The following is a 22,213-nucleotide window of genomic DNA, read 5'->3' as shown; positions in this document are numbered from 1 at the left end:
AGCGGCTTTTTTTCATGAATAGTTAAAAATAGAAGAAGTGAAAAGTTACTACTTCTCTCTATTTTTGACTGGCTCACTTTTAGGGGAAGCTTATAGAATGTGAAGGTGCGCAGATCGGCTGAAGCTTCTATTCGAGCCCTAATGGGGAAGTGAACGTCGAATTAATTTTGCATAGCGTAAGTAGTGCGGTTTATTATATTATACTATACCATCGAGATAGAGATGCTTTAACTACGCGGATGCCAGATGGGCATGACTTTCTAATCGTTGTGGGCCCTCTCCTACCCTATTTCCCATAGCTCGTCCCAGGAGGTGGTGCGGGCGGGGGTGCGGTGCTGGTGCTGGCCTTGCCAGGGCGGGGCGGGCTGGTTTTTGGCGGGGAGGGCGGCGGCTAGCTGGACGGTGGCCGCGCCGTAGCGGGCGTTTAGGCGGTCGAGCTGCTGCATGAGGGCGGCGGCTTGGAGGCGGGGAGTCGCGGCGGGTGGGGCGAACAGGTGGAGCTGGGCCGGGCCGGGGCGCTCGAAGCCGTCGAGGATGACGCCGGCTTTGGTGTAGGTGCGGCCGGCTTGCCAGAGGCGGGCGAGCACGGCGTGGGCGTGGCCGGCCAGCTCGGGGGTGTGGCTGGTGCCGGTGGGCAGGGTGAGCTGGGCGGAGCGGGTGTGCGGGGGCGGGTTGGGGCCAAAGCGGTTTTGGCTGATGAAGACGGTGAGCACGTGCGCTACGGAGCCCTGGGCGCGGAGCTTTTCGGCGGCGCGGGACGTGAAGGCGGCCACGGCCCCGCGCAGGTCGTCGAGGCGGGACAGGGGGCGGCCGAAGGTGCGGGTGTGGGCCAGGCTCTGGCGGGCCAGGGTGCCGTCCTCGCTGGAGGCCAGCTGGTGGCAGGGGAAGCCCTGCAGCTCGCGCACGAGGCGGGCCCCGACCACGCCGCCCAGGTGCTGGCGGGCCCAGGCATCGGAGCAACGGGCCAGGTCGGCGGCGGTGGCCAGGCCGAGGCCCTGGAGCTTGGCGGCGTACTGGCGGCCGACGCCCCACACGTCGGCGACGGGCACCTGGGCGAGGGCCCGGCGGATGCGGGCGGGGGAATCGAGCACCAGCACGCCGTCGAGGGACGGGTATTTCTTGGCGAGGCGGTTGGCGAGCTTGGCGAGGGTTTTGGTGGGGGCGACGCCGATGCAGGTCGGGATGTGGGTGCGGCGCTGCACCTCGGCGCGAAGGCCCTGGGCGTAGGCGGCCAGCGGGCTGAAGAAGCGGGCCAGGCCGTGGAGGTTGAGGAAGGCCTCGTCAATGGAATAGATTTCGACCTCGGGGGCCGCGGACGCCAGGTAGGCCATGACGCGGCGGCTCATGTCGCCGTAGAGGGCGTAGTTGCTGGAGAGCACCCGCACGGGGTGCTGCTCGAGGAGCGGGCGGAGTTGGAACATGGGGGCCCCCATTGCGATGCCCAGGGCCTTGGCCTCGGCGGAGCGAGAAATGACGCAGCCGTCGTTGTTGCTGAGCACCACCACGGGCAGGCCTTCGAGCCGGGGCTGGAAGGCCCGCTCGCACGAAACGTAGAAGTTATTGCAATCGACGAGTGCGTACATGCTCGTGCAGCTTGCCGTTAATCAATTCGATAACCGCGTGGGTGGCGACGCCCCAGACCTCGAAGTGGCCGAGCAAGCCCAGGTCGACGGGCTGGTGGGCGGGGTTGTCGGGCACCAGCCAGAAATCCTTGCCGCGCTTTTCCAGGCGTTTGAGGGTGAACTCGCCGTCGACCGCGGCGACGACGACGTGGCCGTGCTCGGGCTTGAGGGAGCAATCGACGGCTAACAGCGCCCCATCGGGGATGTGCGAGGGGGGGCCGTCCATGCTGGTGCCGTTGACGCGGGCCAGGTAGGTGCAATCCGGGTGGGGCAGCAGGATTTGGTTGAGGTCGATTTTGGGGCCGTGGTGGTCCTGGGCGGGGCTGGGAAAGCCGGCGGGGACGGGGGTTTCGCACTCGATGATCCACACGGGGTGGCGGGCGACTTGCAGGATGTCAACGGTGGCCATAAGTAGAAAGTGAGAATGAATACGCGGTAGAAACGAAACAACTACTAATTATGTTGGTAAATCTGCAACTAATTGAATTAGTTTGCAAGACTTTAGTAGTTGTATCGATTCCCCTTTTCTACAAATACCAGATAGTCAAGGTGTAATTTATTAAAATCTCGATTACGGCTTGTGCTAAGGCATATCTGGTTTATTGGTGCAGTCCATACGTTCAGGTAGGGCCGGCATTTTCTCCGAACTTCTTAATTTCTTCTTCTATGCCAGCTCCTACCCCTCCTTCTCATCTACCTGGCGCGCAGGCACAGTACACTAGGCGGCGCGGGGCCACGCGGCGCTTGCACAACCGGCGGATTGGCGTGGTGGTGCTGCCCAGCGGCGATTACCAACTGCACATCGCCAAGGCCCTGGCACCGGGGGAGGCCGCGGAGCTGCGGCGGCAAGGACACCGAGACACGTTGACGGACTACATTCTGCGGGGCGCTGGCGCGTATTGTACCACTTGGCGGTGGTCGTGCTCACGGAGCTGCTGAATAAGAAAAATCGCGCTGGTGAGTTGCGGAAGCAGGGCTAATCTGGTGCAATGCCGTACATCTTACTGCACCAAAAAGGGCCTTCCCGTTCCTGGTAAGGCCCTTTTTGTTATATAGCAAATGTATAACTAGGCCAAAGCAGCATCGAGCGAAATATTGCTCAAGCTGAACTCGCGGCGGCGCAGGGCCTTAATTTTTTCTTGTTGGTGCCGCAGGAGTTGCGCCATGTTCGGGTGGGTATTGAGGGACGGGACGGGTTGGGGTTGGCCGGGCTGCCATTCGGTGCGAAAGAGATCTTCGGGTAGGACTGGCTCGCCACCAGGCAGGGTGACGAAAGCGCAAACCGGATACTGCTCAGCCCGCTCTGATGAACCAGTGGCCAGAACAGTAGATACTTGCGCCGTGAGCAGGGCCAGGACCTGAGTGTGCGGGCCAGTGAAGCCAATGGGTAGGGGTGACGCAAAGCCGCTTTGGCCACCAAACTGAGCTTTACGGCACAATTCAATCAACTCGTTGAAGAAGGTATTGCCAAAACCAAAATACTCAAATTGTTCGCCGAGCTTAGCATCAGCTACGCGGCCCTGGTCGAAGGTGAAGGCGCGGTTAGCATAGAGGGCGGAATTAATACCGAACTCACGGAGCTTATCGGCAGGCAGGTCGAAGGTATAGGTCTTTTGAGTTTCGTTATGCAGCATACCACCCTCAAACGCCTCAGCGATAGTGGTGGCGAACAGGCGCAGGTATGGTATATCGGGCGAAGCATAGAAGCCGGCGAGGTCGGTGCGCAGGTCGCGCACTTCGGTGCCGACGCTACGCGTCAGGTAGTCGTTTTCGGCCGTCACCATTGCTAGGGCTTCCTGGATGCGGTCGAGGGCCTGTTGGAGGCGGTCCTCGCGCAGCTTATCATTCAGCTCGCTGATTATGTTCTCGAACTCAGCTCCCTTTTCTTCTTGCACGGCCCCAAGCACCCGCATCTTGAGGTCATAGACCAAGGCATCCCGTAACTGGGAGGGCACATTAGCAAACGTGACGTTTACCAAGTATTCGCGCACCATTTCGTCCACCTTTTCATCGAGGCGCTGCATGACGCGCTGGTCGGAAATGGCATTGAGGACATAGAAGTTAATAACGGACACGTCCTGCTCCTGGCCGTAGCGCCAGACGCGACCAATGCGTTGCTGGATGCGCGAGGGATTCCAAGGCATATCGAAGTTGATAATTTTGCTGGCAAATTGTAAGTTGATACCTTCCCCACCGGCCTCGGTAGAAATCATAAACCGCACTTTGTTGCGGAACTTGCTAACCTCGCGCTGGCGATCATCAATAGAAATAGCGCCCTGAATCTCGGCCGTATGGTCGCGGCCCCCCAAAGCATCGCGCAGCACCTCTAAGGTTTTGACAAACTGGGTGAAGATGATGAACTTGCTATCGCGGTGCTCGGGCAAATTGACGAGTTGCGTAAGCCGGTCAACTTTGGTATCGATTTTCTGGCGTTCGAGTTCGGCCCCGGCCTTAACAATGTGCTGGAGCATTTCGGCCTCGCCCTTAAAATACTCAGCAGAACTCATCTGCTTAATAAGCTTCTGAATATCGCGCTCCTCGCGCTCGTCGCGGAGGGTATCGTCGTCGTCGTCGTAAAAGGCATCGACGGGTGGGATGTCGCCGGCTTCGGAAGCAGCCTGCTGCATTCGGTACTGAAGGCGTGCGCGCATGGAGCGCAGTACGTTTTTCCAACTGGAAGCCAGCATCTTACGGTATATGCTGGACACGAAGCCGATTTGAACGGCCAGCTTGCCCTGAGCTTTTTGCTGGGCCTGGTAAAGTTTGGCGATGTAGGCCACGACCTGCTCGCAGAAATCCACCTCGGGTGCGGACAGCTCTACCTTTTCGGCCAAGGCCATGACATCGCGGAACAGCGGGCGGCCCTTGAAATCGGTGACACTGAGCTTGTCGTTGCGGTACACGTACTCCTGAAGCGTGGCGGGTTGGCTGATGCGCTCGTGGGCCAGGGCGCGGTCGGAGGTGGGAAAGCGGTTTTGGTCGAGCAGGTGCAGCAGGTTGATAAACTTGTTGCGGTCGCCGCTGTGGGGAGTGGCCGAGAGCAGCAGCAGGCGGCCAATCTTGGCATCGCGGCGCATATCGCGCAGCAGCTTCCAGAGCTGCACCGCATCGTTGGAAGCACGGTGGCACTCATCGACAATAACCAAGTCATAGGCGGCCATGTGGCGCAGGATGGCTTCCTCCATATCACCAACGACAGCCGCGAAGTAGGAGGCGATGAGTAGGTTGCAGCCCTGTGAGCCGTTGCTGAAGGCTTCGGCGCCGGCAATGGTATCGTGCTTCCAGACGCGGAAATTGAGGCCAAACTTCTCTCGCAGCTCCAGCAGCCACTGGGCTTTGAGGCTGGCCGGCACCAGGATAAGCACGCGGGCCTTGTCGCCGAGGCGGCGCACTACGTCCTTAATAATGAGGCCGGCCTCGATGGTTTTGCCGAGGCCTACATCGTCGGCCAGCAGCAGGTTGCCGTCACTTTCGGAGCTAACGAATTTTTTAAGAGCCAGCAGTTGATGAGGGACGGGGCGGATGCGATAGTCCTCGAACTCGCCGGTGAGACTATTTTGGGCATACAGGTAGCTGCCGAGGAAGCGGGCCTTGACGCGGGCCAGGGCCGCGCCCTGGCCGGTAGCCAGCAGCGTGAGCGGGTCCACAACGCGGGTGAGGTCGGCGAGCTTTACCACCTGGATGGCATCGCCGAAGACGACGCGGGCGTTTTCGCCGTCAAGGCGGAAGATTTCGCCTTGGCCGAGGTCGGGGTGGGTTACTAAGTCACCGGGCTGCAGGTTTTCCATGTTGCGATAAGGTTGAGCTTGTTGCCAGTTGTTTTCAGCGGCGTTAATCATGAGGGCCAGGTGGGGGTCGTCGGGGACGCCGGACTGGATGACCAGGGGGGACTCGGTGTTGCGGTGCAGCCAGGCATTAGCGGTGAGGTTGGCGCTACCGGAGAAAACGACGACGGACTGGTCGCGCAGCCGGAACACGTAGAGCTTGGTGTGCATGATACCCTCGCCGTCGGGGCCGGTACTGGTACGGAACTGACCCACCGCCTCAATTTTGGCCCGGATGCGGCCCCGCGTGTAGATATTACCATTGAAAGCGTAGTCGGACACGACGCGCACGCCGAAGCCGTAGGTGCGACTAAGCTGCTGGAGGTGGTCGCTCATGTGCTCATCGACGTAGGCCACGCTTAGCAGGACTTCGGTGCTCTGGCTGGCGTACTTATTGAACAGGGCCAGGCTTGGGGCGGGCTCATTGACGGTCTGCATCTTGTAGTGGCGGGTAGTGGCGGCGGTGGGGGAATGGTCTAGCTCGAAAATCAGCACGTCGGTCTTGGCCAGCGTGGGCCACTGCCAATCATCGGGGTGCTGGCGGGTACGCACACGGATGCCGCGGGCAAAGAGCAGCTCGTCGAGCTGGCGCAGCAGTGAGGTACTACGGTTGCGGTAGCCAAAGTGAGCCAGTAGGGTATTAAGCTGCATCCGCTGGCCGCGGGCGGGCTCGGCCAGCAGTTTTTGGTGTAGCTCGTCGGCGAAAGCTTCGGGGGCGCTCATGGGTCGTAGGGTTGCTTGGCTAATGACCGGATGTAGCACCTAGGCCGGTGGGGTGTCGCGGCGGGTGATAGCCTGCTGCAAATTTTGGGGCACAGTGGCGTCGTACAGCTCGCTGATGGCTTTGGGCTGGGTAATCTGGTTATCGACAATGATGTTGAGCAGGCCGAAGAGACGGGTGGCGATTTCCGGCGTGTCGTAGATATCGAGCTGACCGGGGTGAACGGCGTTGTTACCGGCTACGCGGAGACTGTCAAGGGCTTTTTGCAACTGGACAGGCAGACCCTGGCGAACGAGGGCGGCAACATCGGCATTGATATTTTCGCCTGGCTGACCAAGGTGCTTACACAAACGCTGCACGGCTAGGCGCAGCAGGGCGGCGGAACCACGGGGCGAGATGCTGAGGATGCTGCGGGCCTCTTCGTAGTCCTGGCGCACGTCGGCGGGCATATCGGGATTGGGCAGGGGAGCCGCGCCGCCGGCGGGATAAATCATAGAACCACTGAGCCAAATGGAATGCTCTTGACAACGAGCGCATTGAGCGGTACCAAAATTTGGAATATCGCCTACATAATTAGATGCATGATGTATTGTAGGTCGCCAGTTCTTGGCAACCAGAAACCATTTTTGATTGGCATAAGCTCCACAAAATGGACAGTTGAAGGCAGCGGCTTGAGAAGTGGGCGGGGCGTACGGTGCAGACATCAAGTAACGAGTTGAGGGTAAGCCAACGAAGTTAGTAAACTAAACCAACTCGCGTAGTAGATAGCTGCGGGTAATGCGGGATTCACTACTTTTAGTGCTACGCTGGGCAACCCGAAGAATATTCTTCAAGGGTTCGAATCCCATCCCCTCTCGAATAGAAATGGCTGTTAAGAAAAGTGAGCTGTATAGCTCGTTGTGGAAAAGCTGCGACCAGCTGCGGGGCGGCATGGATGCCTCGCAGTACAAGGACTACGTGCTGGTGCTGCTGTTCGTGAAGTACGTGAGCGACAAGTATGCGGGGCGCGACGACTCGGTGATTGTGATACCGGCGGGCGGCGGCTTTCAGGACATGGTGGCGCTGAAGGGCAGCAAGCACATTGGGGAGGGCATGGACATTGTGATTGCTGAGCTGGCTAAGGCCAACGAGTTGACGGGCATCATCGACGTGGCCAGCTTTAATGACCCGGAGAAGCTGGGCAGCAGCCCCAAGGACCGGGTGGACCGGCTGACGGCGCTGGTGGGCATATTTGAGGAGCCGGGGCTGGATTTTAGCCGGAACCGGGCGGATGGGGACGATATTCTGGGGGATGCCTATGAGTACCTGATGCAGCACTTTGCCACGGAGAGCGGCAAGAGCAAGGGGCAGTTTTACACGCCGTCGGAGGTGAGCCGGGTGATGGCGAAGGTGATTGGCATTGAGCACGCCACGAAATCGACGCAGACGGTGTACGACCCGACTTGCGGGTCGGGGTCGCTGCTGCTGAAGGCGGCGGATGAGGCCCCGGTGGAGCTGAGCATATACGGGCAGGAGATGGATAACGCGACCTACGCCCTGGCTCGCATGAACATGATACTGCACGGCTACAACACGGCGGAGGTGCAGAAGGGCAACACGCTGGCCGACCCGAAGTATCTGAGCGAGCTGGGCGGGCTGAAAACGCACGACTACGTGGTGGCCAACCCGCCCTTCTCGGTGAAGGCGTGGAGCAACGGGGTAGACACGGCGCACGACCCGTTTGACCGCTTCACGGGGTACGGGGTGCCGCCGGTGAAGAATGGCGACTACGCTTTTCTGCTGCACATTGTGCGGAGCCTGAACGGGACGGGCAAGGGGGCGGTGGTGCTGCCGCACGGGGTGCTGTTTCGGGGCAACGCGGAGGCCGACATTCGGCGGAGCCTGGTGCAGCGGGGGTACTTGAAGGCGGTGGTGGGGCTGCCGCCCAACCTATTTTACGGCACGGGCATACCGGCGTGCTTGCTGGTGCTGGACAAGGCGGGGGCGGCCGACCGGGCGGGCATCTTTATGATGGATGCCAGCAAGGGCTACCTGAAGGACGGGGCGAAGAACCGGCTGCGCGAGCAGGACATTCACCGCATCGTGGACGTGTTTGGGGCGCAGCGCGACGAGCCGGGCTACGCGCGGATGGTGCCCTACGCCGAGATTGAGCGCAACGGCTACAACCTGAACATACCGCGCTACGTGGAGGCGCTGGGTGGCGAGGAGCAGCAGGACCTGGACGCGCACCTGCGCGGGGGCATTCCGGTGGCGGACGCGGCGGCGCTGGCCCCCTACTGGGCGGTGTGCCCGGCGCTGCACGACGCGCTGCTGGGGCCGGGCGACCGGGCGGGCTACCTGAGCCTGCGGGTGGCGCCGGACGCGGTGCGCGGCACGGTGTACGAGCACCCGGAGTTTCAGGCGTTTCAGCGGAGCATTGAGGCGACGTATGGCGCGTGGGCGGTGCGGGCCAGGGCTACCCTGCTGGCGCTGAGCGCCGACACCAAGCCCAAGCAGCTGCTGCCGGGGCTGGCCGAAGACCTGCTGCACACGCTGGCCGAGCTGCCGCTGCTGGACCGCTACGACGTGTACCAGAACCTGATGGACTACTGGGCCAGCACCATGCAGGACGACGTGTACGAGGTGGTGGCCGAGGGCTGGCTGGCCCGGCCCACCAAGAGCAAAAAAGGCCACTACACCAGCGAGCTGGTGCCCCGCGAGCTGGTGATAGCCCGCTACCTGGCCCCCGCGCAGGCGGCCGTGGACGAGGCCGCGGCGGCGCTGGAAGAAGCCACGCGGGCGCGGGAGGAGCTGGAGGAAGAATATGCGGGCGAGGAGGGCGTGCTGAGCGACTACGCTACGGCGGGCAAGCTGGACCGCAAAGCGGTGGCGAAGCGGCTGAAAGCCGCCGGGCCGGCCAGCGGCAGCGCCCCCGCCAAGCGCGGGCGCAAAGCCCAGGCCACCACGGGGACGATGTTTGCGGCGCAGGAAGCGGCTGAGGCCCCTACCCCACCGGATACCGATGCGGACGAGCTGGCGGCGGTGCGGGCCGTGGGTGCAGCCTTTGAGGCGGAAGAGGAAGCCAAGGCGGCCGTGGACAAGGCCAAGAATACCCTGGAAGCAGGCCTGGCCAAGCGCTACCTGGCCCCCCTGACCGCCGACGAGGTGCGCACGCTGGTGGTGGACGACAAATGGCTGGCGACCCTGCACCAGGGCCTGAGCCACGAGCTGGCCCGCCTGAGCGGCACGCTGGCCCGCCGCCTGACTGAGTTGGCCCAACGCTACGCCGAGCCGCTGCCGGCGCTGGAAGCGGAGGTAGCCACGCGCCAGGCGCAGGTAAACAGCTACCTCGCTACCCTGGGATTTTCTGCCAACTAACTTGCCCCGCTGAACACATGGATACTACGCAAGTGCCCGCTGGGTATAAGTTGACAGATTTGGGCGTGCTGCCGGAGGAGTGGGAAGTGAAGACGCTGGGCGAAATAGCTTTTATAGGCTCTGGCGGAACACCCAACAGGAAGATGTTAGAATATTGGGACGGGACAATACCCTGGGTTACAACAGCCCAAATTAACTCCAACATTATTGAGAAAGCCGAGGAATTTATAACTGATGCAGGCTTGCAAAACTCGGCCGCAAAGATGTTTAAAAAGGGAGCCCTGCTTATGGCAATGTATGGCCAAGGTAAGACCAGAGGCAAAGTAGCAGTATTGGGAATTGATGCTACAACTAATCAAGCGTGTGCAGTAATCGAATTAAAAGACAACGCGCAGTCAAATTATATCTTTTATAACTTGACTGCGCGTTATGAAGAGCTTAGACAACTAAGTAATAGTGGCGGGCAAGAGAACCTAAGCGGTGGTATAATCAAAAGGTTGTCTGTCGCCCTACCCCCCCTAGCCGAGCAGCAAGCCATTGCCGAAGCGCTGGGGGAAATGGATGCGCTGCTGGCGGCGCAACGGGCGCGGCTGGCGAAACAGCGGGCCGTGAAGCAGGGGCTGCTCCAGGGGCTGCTGAGTGGCCAGCAGCGGCTGCCGGGGTTTGCGGGGGAGTGGGAGGTGAAGACCTTATCCCAAGTAGCCACTATTGGAATTGGCCGAACACCTAGCCGAAGTGTAAAGAGTTTTTGGGGCAGGGGCTACCCTTGGATTTCCATTGCTGATTTGCAAACGAAATTCATTGACAGCACGAAGGAAGAAATAACAGAAGCTGGTGCAGCATCGGGAATGACGATAATTCCGGCTGGTACATTAGTAATGAGCTTTAAGTTAAGCTTAGGCAGAATGGCCATTTTACAACGGCCAATGTATTCAAACGAAGCAATTTGTAGCCTACAAAATTTGTCGGCAGATAGAGATTACTTGCATTACGTTCTTGGACGAACTGATTTTAGTCTATATGGTAAGCAGGCAGTTAAAGGCTTCACGCTCAACAAGCAATCGTTGGCACAAATAGAGATTCCTTTTCCCTCACCTGAAGAACAGCGCGCCATTGCCGCCGTGCTCAGCGAGGCCGACGCCTACCTGGCCGCCCTGGAAGCCGAGCACGCTAAAACGCAGTTACTCAAGCAGGGCATGATGCAGAACTTATTAACTGGCAAACTCCGCTTGGTATGAAAATCGGCGACAAGGAATGGGCCACCCAGCAGCGGGTGGTGAAACTGCTGCGCGACCTGCCGGGCTACACCTACCTGGGCAACTGGGAAGACAAACCCCGGACCTCGCCCATTGAGGACGAGCGGCTGCGCCAGTACCTGCTGCGGCAGGGCTACGGCCCGGTGCTGGTGACGGGGGCCCTGCTGAAGCTGCACCAGGCGGCCGACAACGTGACGGTGAGCCTGTACGAGCGCAACAAAGCCGTGTACCAGCTGCTGCGCTACGGCATCCCGGTGAAGCCCGAAGCAGGCAAGCCCGAGGTGACGGTGAAGCTGGTGCGCTGGGACGCGCCGCTGGCCAACGACTACGGCGTGGCCCAGGAGGTGACGGTGCCGGGGGGGCCGGGGGGGCACGAGAAGCGGCCCGACGTGGTGCTGTATTTGAACGGCATCGCGGTGGGGGTGCTGGAGCTGAAGCGCAGCACGGTGTCGGTGCAGGAGGGCATCCGGCAGAACCTGGACAACCAGAAGAAGCTGTTTATCGAGCATTTCTTTTCGACCGTGCAGCTGGTGATGGCCGGCAGCGACACCGAAGGGCTGCGCTACGGCACCACCGGCACCGAAGCCACCTACTACCTGGAATGGCTGGAAGACGGCGAGGAGCCCGCCCACGACCTGGACCGCCACCTGACGCAGCTGTGCAGCCCCGCGCGGCTGCTGAGCTTGCTGCACGACTTCGTGATATACGACCGGGGCACCAAGAAGCTGTGCCGGCCCAACCAGTACTTCGGGGTGCTGGCGGCGCGGGAGTACGTGGCGCGGAAAGAGGGCGGGGTGGTGTGGCACACGCAGGGCTCGGGCAAGAGCCTGACGATGGTGTGGCTGGCCAAGTGGCTGCTGGAAACCCGGCCCCAGGCGCGGGTGCTGCTGCTGACCGACCGCGACGAGCTGGACGAGCAGATTGAGAAGGTTTTTAGGGGGGTGAACGAAACGATATACCGCACCAAAAACGGCCGCGACCTGGTGACGCAGCTGCACAAGGCCGAGCCCCGGCTGCTGTGCTCGCTGATTCACAAGTTTGGCCGGCGCAAGGACGACGCGGGGTACGAGGAATACCTGCGCGAGCTGGCGGCGGGGCTGGGCGGCGGCGAGTTTCGGGCGAAGGGCGAGCTGTGGGTGCTGGTGGACGAGTGCCACCGCACGCAGTCGGGGAAATTGCACGAGGCCATGAAGAAGCTGCTGGGCGCGGGCGCGACGCTGATTGGCTTCACGGGCACACCGCTGCTGAAAACCGACAAGAAGAACACCCTGGAAACGTTCGGGCCGTTCATCCACACCTACAAGATGGACGCGGCCGTGCGCGACGGCGTGGTGCTGGAGCTGCGCTACGAGGCGCGCGACATAGAGCAGTACATCGGCTCGCCAAAGAAGATAGATGCGTGGTTTGAGGCCAAAACGGCGGGGCTGAACGACTATACCAAGGCGGCGCTGAAACGGCGCTGGGGCACGATGCAGCAGGTGCTGAGCGCCAAGGGCCGGCTGGAAATTATTGCCCAGGACATTATCGAGGACATGACGCTACGGCCGCGGCTGCACAGCGGGCGCGGCAACGCGCTGCTGGTGGCGGGCAGCATCGAAGAGGCGTGTAAATACTACGAGCTATTTCTGAGCAAAGGCTTCACGAAGTGCGCCATCGTGACGAGCTACGAGCCGCACATCAGCCAGGCAAAGGGGCAGGGCTTGGGCACGGGCGCGGCCACGGCCGACCTGTTCAAGTACGATACGTACCAGAAGATGCTGGGCGGCAAAACGGCCGAGGACTTTGAGCAGGACGTGAAAAACCAGTTTGTGGACCACCCGGCGCAGATGAAGCTGCTGATTGTGGTAGACAAGCTGCTGACGGGCTTCGACGCGCCCAGCGCTTCGTACCTCTACATCGACAAGCAGATGCGGGACCACGGGCTGTTTCAGGCCATTTGTAGGGTGAACCGGCTGGATGGCGAGGACAAGGAATACGGCTACGTGGTGGATTACAAAGACTTGTTTAAGTCGTTGGCGGCGGCCATCAAGGACTACACTCAGGAAGCCTTCGACGGCTACGACAAGAAAGACGTGGAGGGCCTGCTGAGCAACCGCCTGACGGCGGGCCGCAAGCGCCTGGACGAAGTGCGCGAGCAGCTGCGGGCCCTGTGCGAGCCCGCGGGCACCAGTCCCACGCAGGAGCAGTATATCGCCTACTTCTGCGGCAACCCCGCCAAGGCCGACGACCTGAAAGCCACCGAGGGCCGGCGGCGCGACCTGTACAAGTACACGATGGCGCTGCTGCGGGCCTACGCCGACCTAGCCGCCGAGCTGCCCGCCGCGGGCTACACGGCGGCCGAAGCGGTAGCGGTGAAGCACGAAGTGACTCACTACGAGGCCCTGCGCGAGACGGTGAAAATAGCCAGCGGCGAGGCCCCCGACCTGAAGGCCTACGAGCCGGATATGCGGCAGCTGCTGGATATGTACGTGAAGGCCGAGGATAGCGAGAAGCTGGCCGAGATGGAAGACCTGGGGCTGATTGAGCTAATCGTGCAGCGCGGGGCCGACGTGGCGGCCAATGGGCTACCCAAGCAGATACGGGCCAGCAAGGAAGCGGTGGCGGAAACCATTGCCAACAACGTGCGGCGGCTGATTATCGAGGAGACGGCCACTAACCCGAAGTACTACGGCACGATGTCGAAGCTACTGGAGGGCCTGGTGGAGGAGCGGCGTAAGGGGGCCCTGGAATACGCGGCGTACCTGGCCCAGATTACGGAGCTGTGCCGGCAGATGAAAGCCAAGGAGGCGGCCAGTGGGCCGGCCTACCCGGCCGCGCTAGACTCGGCGGGCAAGAAGGCACTGTATGACCAGCTGGAGAACAATGAAACGCTGTCGCTGGCGGCCGATGCGGCCATTCAGTACGTGAAGAAGGACAACTGGATAGGCAACCGGGGCAAGGAGATTGAGGTGCGCAACGCCCTGGTGGGGTGCGGGCTGAGCAAGGAGGAAGCCGAGAAGCTGCTGGAGGTGGTGCGGGCGCAGCGGGAGTATCGGTAGGGGGTATCTAATGAAACTGGTTTTCGCTTTAAAAGAGCGGGGAAGCCAGCCGGCAGTACCCATTCCCAGCCCCCTTGCCGCGACTGGGCTAGCTAGAAGGTAATTAAAACCAATTAGTTAGCAAAAGACAAAAACCGTTAGCTTTACGGCCCCGTAAGAAACAAAGCTGGGAATTAAATGCGTCAGAACTATTGTTATTAGCTTCCTATTCGTAGATTTGCCATGAAGCTGCTAAATAAAATAGAATTGTTCGACAACGAGAAAGCCGTGAACGCGCTGCTCTACGTAGCGCGGGCGTTGCCTGACGGGGGCACGCACAAGGTATTTAAGGTGCTTTACTTTGCCGAACGGCAGCATTTGGCTACGTATGGCGCATCGATACTGTCGGACAACTTTGTGCGGATGGCCAACGGACCGGTGCCGTCGAGTGTGTACTACCTGGTGAAAGCGGTGCGGGGGCAGTTTTCGCTGCCGCTGGAGCCCACGTTCGCGGCTTCCTTGCACGCGCGTTTATCGGCGTCGAGCCCAAAAGAATTACGGGCGTTGGCAGAGCCTGATGAGGACTACTTGGCCGAGACGGAGCGGGAGTGCCTGGACGAGGCCATTGCGTACTGCCGGCCGTTTGGGTTTGGGAAGCTGAGCGACGTATCGCACGATTCGGCCTGGCAGGCCGTGCCCGAAGGGCATGAGATGTCGATGCTGGACATTGCAACAGCGGGGGGCGCAACCGGGGAGATGCTCCAGTACATTCAAACGGTGATGGAGAACCGTACCCAGCTGCTGGCTTAGGGATGGCGGGACTGGGGGACTTATTTCCGCCAGAATGGCGAGCGGAGCGGGCAAGCCAACAACTACAGCCGGGGGCGGTGCTGCGGACGCTGGTAACGGACACTACGCCTCCCAAGATTAAGCGGTGGATAGTGATAGCGGCCACGGCCGACACATTACTGCTAGGGCTGGTTTATATCAACTCGGAAATAAATCCCAACATCTTTCCGGCCCGGGACCGGCACCTGCACGTGCGGATGGAGCCAGACGCGCGAAGGCTGGTGGAAAAACCGTGTTTTGCCGACTGCTCCACCCTGCACGCGATGCCATTGGCCAAAGCGCAGGCACTGCTGACAGAGGATGCGGGCTGTTTGTTGGGGCATTTGGCCGGGCACGAGTTGGGCCATTTTCAGCAGACTGTAGCGGGTTCGCGTCGGATGAGTACGGTGGAGAAACGGCGCTTTGGGTTAATTTAAGGCTTATGGCAGAGCGGATGCAGGTGGGCGAGCTGCTGATTGACGTGGTGCGCAAGAAGATTCGCAACGTGCATTTAGCGGTGCTGCCGCCGGACGGGCAAGTACGCGTGGCTACCCCGCTGGCGGTGGATAACGACGCGGTACGGCGGCTGATTATTGGGCGGCTAAGCTGGATACACGCGCAGCAGGCCAAATTTGCGGGGCAGGCGCGGCAAACGCGGCGGGAGTACGTGGCGGGGGAAACGCATTATTTCCAGGGGCGGGGCTACCGGTTGGAAATCCAGGAAATTACGACGGGAGCCAACCGGATAGCGCTGCGGGGTAATGCATTCATGACGTTGCACGTGCGGCCGGGTAGCGACGTGGCGGCGCGGGCGCGGGTGGTGCAGGGGTGGTACCGGGAGCAGTTGAAAGAGCAAATACCGGTATTGGCGGCCAAATGGCAGGCGCGGATTGGGGTGCAGGCGCGGGAGTGGCAGGTGAAGCTGATGAAGACCAAGTGGGGCACCTGCAACGCGGAGGCCGGGCGCATCTGGCTGAACTTGGAGCTGGCGAAGGTGGCCCCGGCGCTGCTGGAATACGTGGTGGTACACGAGCTTATCCACTTGCTGGAGCGTGCCCACAATGAGCGGTTCCGGGGGCTGCTGGACCAATACCTGCCGGCGTGGCGGCGGTGCCGGGATGAGTTGAACGGGGGGGCGCTGGCGGCTTATGAGGAGTTTGGAGTTGTGTGAAAACACGAAATATGGCGGTTGGCCAAAGCGAGATGAAAACTGAAATTTAATCAATCGGTTGGAAGCCGAAAGAAGCTCTTGATTGGCCCTGGGCGCTACCTTGTCCGCTGGCTGCTCCCGTAGCACTTGGCCACGGCGAAGGGTCGTCAGATATGGCGACATTTGCCAGTGGTCGGCAGCAGTCAAATTATGCAAGCGCTGCTTGCACCATTCGACTGTGACTTGCTAGCGTAATTCAATGGCAGCTGATGAACTCGTATAATTACTATGCGGTGCCGATTCCGAGCCGGGACTTGGTGTATAGTCTTAGTTTGATGCAACCGGCATTGATTCGGCTACGGCCGGCTGCGAAGAAATACACTCCGCTGCTCGATGTATTGGCGGAGATGCCCGATGTATGGCCGCGGCCGACTTGTAAGAGCATCCAGGAGAATCTGGGTATCAATGCATCCGTTTTCCGGCGCTGGCTGGATGCGATTTACTACGATGTATGGGAGCTGGTCGGGTCGGATGCGTCGGTACTGGATTTCACAAATGTGGAGTACGAGGTAGAAGTACCCTACAAGAAAGACTATATGCGCTTTAAGTGCCGCTTACCCGTGCCGCCCCGCGTGGGTGAGTCCTTCGATGTGGATTTTCTTGGTCACATCGCTGGCCAATACAGCTTGTATGTAGATAAGATTCTGCACAAACTAGAAGGCAGCAAAATGACTACTATCGTGACGCTTCGGGACGGTTACTTCGACCAGTATCTGCATCATCTTCGCTATCGGGCACGTTTCGAGCACCGCCTTACTTTCGAACAGGAGCACAGCATGGATGATTGGGCATTAGCAAAACACTTGCGCCAATTCTACGAAGTACCTCCTACGCCAGCACCGGCCCCAATTCAGGCAACACAGGAAGGACGTAGAGGCCGCTACGGTCAGTGACACTGATTTTAGTCTAGTGCAAAGGGGTAGTTAGGGCCGTCTTAGCGGCAGAGGTAGCAGCGGTAGCCTGGGTAATCTACCAGCAACGGGCGGCAGCTGGAAAAGGCGGCAGCTTCGTAGTAGGGCCAACTAGTAGTAGGGCCAACTAATTGATGGTTACCTAGGTAGCCACGTAGTTAGCCTCAAATACGGCGCGGGCGAAGCCGGCGGGTGTGACGGAACGCAGGTTGGCGCGGTTCTTTGAATCGGGCAGGTTGTACATTTTGGACCCGAGGATGGGCACCACGGCCTTGGGCTCGGGCAGTTGGAAGCCGCCGCCCGTCCACAGGCAGGTGCGCTTGGTGTAAGCTTCGCTGAGCTGGCGCTCGGCGGGCAGGTAGCCGGCGTAGTCGCAGGGGTCGAAGCGGAAGTCCGGGGGCCGCCAGTAGGTGCTGACGGTGCTCACCGGGTTTTCGATGAAGTAGGGGCACTGGCACCAGGCGGCGAGGCGGGCGGACCACTCGAACAGTTGCAGGGCCTTGATGACGCTGCCGAGGCCCTTGCGGCGGAAGTGGGCGCGGCCGGAAATGGCGGTGTCGGTGCAGGGCGGGAAGAAGGCGGCGAAGGCCACGGGGCCGTAGGGCGGCAGCCATTCGCGCACGTCGGCCCCCACGCGGATGATGTTTCCGTCGCGGGTTTCGCCGGGCGGGTGCTGCAGGTCGACGCAGTAGCAGAGGTAGCCGGCCTCGGCCCACGGCTGCACCAACGTGGTGGTGAGGTCGAAGCAGCTGATGACGATGGGGATAGGCATAATGATTGGCGGGAATGGCTATCGGAATCACTCACTAAAATCATGTTATACACCATTGATTCAGTGGCAATTGGATTGCGGAATGGGTTTCGGAGTTTCTTACTGTTTTAGGGGCATTCAAAAGCCGGCGGATGTTGTCGCCAGGTCCTGGAAGGTGCCGCGGCGCATGGAACAGGCGGCAATCACTTCGTCGGTGGCCCCGTTGCGGTGCTTGGCGATGTCGAAGAGGACGGTGTCGGCGGTGGGGGTGCCGTCCTCGTATTCAGCGATTTTGTAGTATTCGCCGCGCCACATGAACACGATGCAGTCGGCGTCCTGCTCCAGACTGCCCGACTCGCGCAAGTCGCTCAGGAGCGGGCGCTTCTCCCCGCCCCTTTTTTCCACGTCGCGCGAAAGTTGGGAGAGGGCGATGACGGGGGCGTTGAGTTCCTTGGCTAACTCTTTGAGGCCCCGGCTGAGGCTGCCCACCTCCTGCTCGCGGTTGCCTTTTTGGTCGCCGCGCATGAGCTGGAGGTAGTCGACCAGGACCAGGCCCAGCGGGTGCTGGGCGTGGAGGCGGGCGCACTTGGCGCGCAGCTGCTGGAGGCTCAGGCCGGGCGTGTCGTCGAGGTGCAGGCGGTGGCCGTGGGTGCGCAGGCGCTGGGCCTGCTGCTGGACGTAGGCCACCTGCTCCAGACCCCCGGGGAGGTTACCGCGGCGCAGGTCGGAATTGCTGTAGCCGGGGACTTCGCTGGCCACCAGGCGTTGCATGAGTTGCAGGGTGGGCATTTCGAGGCTGAAGACGGCCGTGTGGTGGCCGTGGTCGAGGGCGGCGGTGCGGGCGAAGTGCAGCAGGGCGGCCGTTTTGCCCATCGCGGGGCGGGCGGCCAGGATGACGAGGTCGCCAGGCTGCCAGCCGCCGGTGAGGCCGTCGAGGGCCGCGAGGCCGGTGGGGATACCGGTGAGGCCCTGCTGCTGCACGGCCTGGGCGAGGCGCTCGAAGGTGGGGGTGAACGCGGCGGCGGCGGTTTGGCCGGGCTTGGTTTCGAGGGTGCGGTGGAGGGCGGTGAGGTGGGCCTGGGCATCGGCCAGCAGTTCCAGCGGGTCGCGGGTGTCGTCGTAGCCGTGGGCGGCCAGCTCGGTGCCGGCGCGGATGACGACGCGGCGGGCGTGCTGCTCCTGGAGCAGGCGGCAGTGGGTTTCGAGGTGGGCGGCGGAGTTGATGCGCTGGGTGAGGCCGGCCACGAAGGCGGGGCCCCCGACGCGCAGCAGCGTGCCGCGGTGGCGCAGCTGGGCCACGACGGTGAGCAGGTCGGCGTGGTCGCCGGCTTGCACCAGGTCGCGCAGGGCCAGGTACACCTGCTGGTGAGCCGGGCAGTAGAACACTTCTTCGGTGGACAGCGTAGCCAGCAGGGTGCGCTGGGCGTCGGCTTCGAGCAGGGCGGCCCCGAGCACGGCGGCTTCGAGGTCGAGGGCCTGGGGCGGCAGGTGGCCCCCGGCGGGGGCGGAAACGGCGGCCCGGCGGGTAGCCGCGGGGGGGCGGGGGGGTTGGTTTTGGGACATGACGGGTGAGGGTTAGCTCCAGCGGGTGGGGTCAAGGGGTTTGGGGGCGGTGCGGGCGCGGGCGGGCGGCGCGGCTTGGCCGGGGCCGTGGGGTCCCAGAGCCTGGAATTGGGTGCGGCGGCGCATCCAGCCGCGGAAGGCGGCGCGCCAGTCGGCCATCGGGGTTTTGCCGCTCACGCGCCAGCCGTTGCTTTCGTAGTGGTCGCAGAAGGCGGTGGCCTCGGCCTGGGCCTCGGCGCTGCCGGGGTATTGGCTGGTGGCGTAGGCCTGCACGTCGGCCAGCGTGGGCACGGGGTTCTTTTTCTTTCCAGACGAAAACGCGGGGGTGGGCCCCTCTCCTTCTACTTCGTTAGAAGTAGTGAAACTGAAATTGAAAGCCTTTTCAATTGCTTTGACTTTCGGGGGCAATTGCTTTTTGCCGGAAAGCTTTTGCTTGGCGGGGGAAAGCAATTGCTTGGCGGGTGGTTTTTCGGGCGTAGCGGGCGAATTTTCGGTAACCAGTTGGTTATTTTCCGCAAGCAATTGCTTTTCGGGCCGGCCGCCCTTGCGGCCGTTGGCAGCCAGGCGTTCGCGCTTAATGGATTGCTTGACGGCCTCTTGCGCCAGGCGCGGGTTGTGGCGGTGGGTGGGGTCGTCGGGGGCCGGGGGAAACTTGCTGAGCAGCAATTCGCGGCTCACGGCCCACTGCTCGGTGGTGAGGCGGGCGGTGCGGCGCAGGCGGCTTTCGTCGTTGGGCAGGTAGCCGGGGCGGTCGGACTGCCAGGAATTGAACAGCAACAGGCAATAGGCCCCGACCTCCTGCACCTCCATGAGCTGCACATCGGGCGAGCTGAGGAAGTCGCCGGTGTAGAACATAAACGCGGGGGCCTTCATTTTCAATGAGGAATTAAGAATGAGGAATGGGGAATTGAGAAGCGCCGGCTATTGGCGATTTAGCGGGTGTAATTCCTCATTCTTCATTTCTAATTCCTCATTGAAAAGACTGAGCTGGCGGTAGTCGGTGCATTTGCCGCGCAGGGCGGCTTCTACTTCGGCCAGGGCTTCGAGCAGCTGGGCTTCGAGCAAGGGCGCGAAGGCGTAGCCGTCGGGCTCGTCGTGGAAGGACTGGTAGGGCGTGGTCAGGTTCAGGACGCGGCCCCCGGCAAGGGTGCGTTGGCCGAGGAGCGTGACGCCGGCCTGGTTGCGCCCCAGCGAGAAGCCCGTGACGGCAAACGCCGCGAACAGCGCGGGTAGTTCTTCGGCCTCGTCGGGCCAGAAATCGGGCGTTTCGGTCAGTTGCTCGGTGAGCAGGCACAGGTGAGGCACCAGGCGGCCGAGGCGGTGCGCCAGGTCGGGGTGGGCTTGCTCGGCACACGTGAGGGCGAAGCTGCGCGGGGGCGCGTCCGGGGCGTGCTGCTCGGTGAACTCGCACGTCAGGTGCTGGTCTTTAAGCTTGGCCTTTTGGATGGTGATGACGGAGTTGGTGGCGGGGCTGTGGGGGCCGACAACGGACAACTGGAGCATGGGCAGGGGGAGTAAGCCGGCTTCGCAGGCGGCGATGGAGGGGAATGGGTGGGCGGGGCACCGCCGCTCAGGCGGCGCGGTGGTAGCGGCGCGGGTACTGCTCGACGACGGAGCGGTGGAAGCCCCACTCCTTTTCGTTGCGGCGCACGCCTTTGAGGCGGCCCTCGCGGCGGGCGCGGCGCACGGCTTCGGTGGTGAGGCCCAGCGCGGCGGCGGCCTGGGGGACCGTGAGGATGTCGTCGGGGCCGGGGGCCGCGGCGGCGGCTTCCGCGTGGGCGGCGTTGAGCTTATGCACGGTGGCCAGTAGGGTCTGCCACTCGGTTTCGGGGACGAGAAGGGCGACTTGCATCGGACTAGACGGATAGGGCCCGGGTGCGGGCGGCGACGTCGGCCCGGCGTTCCTGCTCGGCGGCCACGACCGTCAGGAAGGCATCGGTGATGGCGGCGTGGTTGGAGCGACCGTAGATGACGTTGAATACGGTGCTGACGGCCACGGTGGTCCCGGCGGCGGCCAGGTGCTCCACTACGCGGGCGGCCAGGCCGTTGCGGGGGCCCATGCGGTCGTAGAGCGTGCGCAAGGTGGGGGCCGGTTCGGGGTCCTCGGAAATTCTTTTCGTAAGGTCTTGCATTGTCTTAGTAATTTATTACATTTGTTTGTAACAAGTGAACTTGTTCGTACAAACAAACGAATAAATGCCGCATTTTGCAATCATAAATTACGAGTGCAATGGAAACACCGACTGGCGTTAGCGACAGAATTAAGGCTATTCTGACTCACTACCAACTGAATGCGAACCAGGCCAGCCAAAAACTTGGGCACACCAACGCCTCTAAAGTTTATAAGTTCTTGGCAGGTGACTTCAAGCCCGGGTACGATTCGCTGGTCGAGCTGCTGACCACCTGGCCCGAGATTTCGGGGGATTGGCTGCTGATGGGCCGCGGCCCGATGCTCCGGCCGGGCGTGGAGATGCCTTTGATGTCGGGCAATATCATGGCTCCCCAGCCGAAAGCACTCTTCCGGGGCGTGGGCAGCGACCAACCGCACATGGTGACGGTAAACCAATTGGGCAAGCCCAATACCGTGATGGTGTCGGTGACGGCCCAGGCCGGCTACAGCCGCGCCTACAACCAAGAGCAGTTCTTGCAGGACATGAAGCCCTACCACGTGCCGGGCTTCTCGGGCAAGAGCCGCGCCTTTGAAGTGGCGGGCGACAGCATGTACCCGACCTACAAGCACCACGACATCGTGATTTGCACGCGCGTGGACCGCTGGGACCTGCTCAAGCCCGACGAGAGCTACGTGCTGGTGACGGCCGAGAACGTGCTACTGAAGCGGCTGGTGGCCCCCATCACCGACCGGGATGGCACCATCGAGCTGCATTCGGACAACACCGGGCAGTACCGGGTACACACCATGCCGGTGGCCGACTTGCTGGAGCTGTGGATGGTGCGGGGCTTCGTCTCCACCAGCGCCCCCGGGCGGCCGGATTCGGCGAGCGAACGGCTGCGGGAAGTCATCGAGGAGCTGGGCCACAACTACCACGAAGTGATGCGGTTTTTGAGCCACAGCGCCCGGGGAACCCCGGAGCTGCGGGGGCCGCTGCTGGAGGTTTCATGAGGGTGCCCGAAGCACCGGCCACAGGTAGCACA

Annotated in this window: 17 protein-coding genes; 7 read left to right on the top strand and 10 right to left on the bottom strand. The window is 61.7% G+C overall.

What is annotated here, in order from left to right; translation table 11 throughout:
• Positions 1-281: 281 nt before the first annotated feature.
• The 4 genes from HNP98_RS01725 to HNP98_RS01710 all read right to left on the bottom strand — a co-directional run bounded on the left by HNP98_RS01725 (position 282) and on the right by HNP98_RS01710 (position 6,661).
• Positions 282-1,583, bottom strand: coding sequence for a Y-family DNA polymerase (locus tag HNP98_RS01725; protein ID WP_173808313.1), 1,302 nt, complete (start codon positions 1,581-1,583; stop codon positions 282-284).
• Complete coding sequence (locus tag HNP98_RS01720) at positions 1,558-2,031, bottom strand: LexA family protein (RefSeq protein ID WP_173808312.1); 474 nt, start codon at positions 2,029-2,031, stop codon at positions 1,558-1,560. The genes HNP98_RS01725 and HNP98_RS01720 overlap by 26 nt, the downstream gene beginning before the upstream one ends.
• A 658-nt stretch (positions 2,032-2,689) precedes the next feature.
• Entirely contained in the window at positions 2,690-6,169 is a 3,480-nt protein-coding gene (locus HNP98_RS01715; protein ID WP_173808311.1) for a helicase-related protein, read from the bottom strand.
• 39 nt (positions 6,170-6,208) lie between these two features.
• A complete protein-coding gene (locus tag HNP98_RS01710) occupies positions 6,209-6,661 on the bottom strand; it encodes a DUF4145 domain-containing protein (protein WP_217425612.1) in 453 nt (150 codons plus the stop codon).
• A gap of 370 nt (positions 6,662-7,031) precedes the next feature.
• Here HNP98_RS01710 and HNP98_RS01705 point away from each other — a divergent pair, with 370 nt between their 5' ends.
• The 6 genes from HNP98_RS01705 to HNP98_RS01680 all read left to right on the top strand — a co-directional run bounded on the left by HNP98_RS01705 (position 7,032) and on the right by HNP98_RS01680 (position 16,728).
• Complete coding sequence (locus HNP98_RS01705; protein ID WP_173808309.1) at positions 7,032-9,524, top strand: type I restriction-modification system subunit M; 2,493 nt, start codon at positions 7,032-7,034, stop codon at positions 9,522-9,524.
• A gap of 17 nt (positions 9,525-9,541) precedes the next feature.
• Positions 9,542-10,762 (top strand): restriction endonuclease subunit S, encoded by a 1,221-nt coding sequence (locus HNP98_RS01700; protein ID WP_173808308.1) that lies wholly within the window; start codon positions 9,542-9,544, stop codon positions 10,760-10,762.
• Complete coding sequence (locus tag HNP98_RS01695; protein WP_173808307.1) at positions 10,759-13,818, top strand: type I restriction endonuclease subunit R; 3,060 nt, start codon at positions 10,759-10,761, stop codon at positions 13,816-13,818. Before HNP98_RS01700 ends, HNP98_RS01695 begins: the two co-directional genes overlap by 4 nt.
• A 222-nt stretch (positions 13,819-14,040) precedes the next feature.
• Positions 14,041-14,607 (top strand): Panacea domain-containing protein, encoded by a 567-nt coding sequence (locus HNP98_RS01690; protein WP_173808306.1) that lies wholly within the window; start codon positions 14,041-14,043, stop codon positions 14,605-14,607.
• Between the two features lie 460 nt (positions 14,608-15,067).
• Positions 15,068-15,796 carry a M48 family metallopeptidase gene (locus HNP98_RS01685; RefSeq protein WP_217425611.1) on the top strand — a complete coding sequence of 243 codons (729 nt, stop codon included), beginning with the start codon at positions 15,068-15,070 and terminating at the stop codon, positions 15,794-15,796.
• A 248-nt stretch (positions 15,797-16,044) separates the two neighbouring features.
• Positions 16,045-16,728, top strand: coding sequence for a hypothetical protein (locus HNP98_RS01680; protein ID WP_173808305.1), 684 nt, complete (start codon positions 16,045-16,047; stop codon positions 16,726-16,728).
• Between the two features lie 160 nt (positions 16,729-16,888).
• Here HNP98_RS01680 and HNP98_RS01675 read toward each other — a convergent pair whose 3' ends face one another.
• The 6 genes from HNP98_RS01675 to HNP98_RS01650 form a co-directional block, all read right to left on the bottom strand.
• Positions 16,889-17,518 (bottom strand): hypothetical protein, encoded by a 630-nt coding sequence (locus HNP98_RS01675; RefSeq protein WP_173808304.1) that lies wholly within the window; start codon positions 17,516-17,518, stop codon positions 16,889-16,891.
• A 117-nt stretch (positions 17,519-17,635) separates the two neighbouring features.
• Positions 17,636-19,060 (bottom strand): replicative DNA helicase, encoded by a 1,425-nt coding sequence (dnaB, locus tag HNP98_RS01670; protein WP_173808303.1) that lies wholly within the window; start codon positions 19,058-19,060, stop codon positions 17,636-17,638.
• A 12-nt stretch (positions 19,061-19,072) separates the two neighbouring features.
• Positions 19,073-19,933: a DUF1376 domain-containing protein gene (locus tag HNP98_RS01665; RefSeq protein WP_173808302.1), complete on the bottom strand. Its 861-nt coding sequence runs from the start codon at positions 19,931-19,933 to the stop codon at positions 19,073-19,075.
• A gap of 48 nt (positions 19,934-19,981) precedes the next feature.
• Complete coding sequence (locus HNP98_RS01660) at positions 19,982-20,563, bottom strand: hypothetical protein (protein WP_173808301.1); 582 nt, start codon at positions 20,561-20,563, stop codon at positions 19,982-19,984.
• Positions 20,564-20,630: 67 nt separating this feature from the next.
• Positions 20,631-20,912, bottom strand: a complete 282-nt coding sequence (locus tag HNP98_RS01655; RefSeq protein ID WP_173808300.1) for a helix-turn-helix domain-containing protein — start codon at positions 20,910-20,912, stop codon at positions 20,631-20,633.
• A gap of 4 nt (positions 20,913-20,916) precedes the next feature.
• A complete protein-coding gene (locus HNP98_RS01650; RefSeq protein WP_173808299.1) occupies positions 20,917-21,192 on the bottom strand; it encodes a hypothetical protein in 276 nt (91 codons plus the stop codon).
• Between the two features lie 218 nt (positions 21,193-21,410).
• Here HNP98_RS01650 and HNP98_RS01645 point away from each other — a divergent pair, with 218 nt between their 5' ends.
• A complete protein-coding gene (locus tag HNP98_RS01645; protein ID WP_173808298.1) occupies positions 21,411-22,181 on the top strand; it encodes a S24 family peptidase in 771 nt (256 codons plus the stop codon).
• Positions 22,182-22,213: the final 32 nt, after the last annotated feature.

It is taken from the genome of Hymenobacter caeli (assembly GCF_013294115.1).
In the GTDB taxonomy this organism is placed as follows: Bacteria; Bacteroidota; Bacteroidia; order Cytophagales; family Hymenobacteraceae; genus Hymenobacter; species Hymenobacter caeli.
Note: the sequence above shows the minus strand (reverse complement) of the source record. Positions and strands in the feature narration are given on the sequence as shown.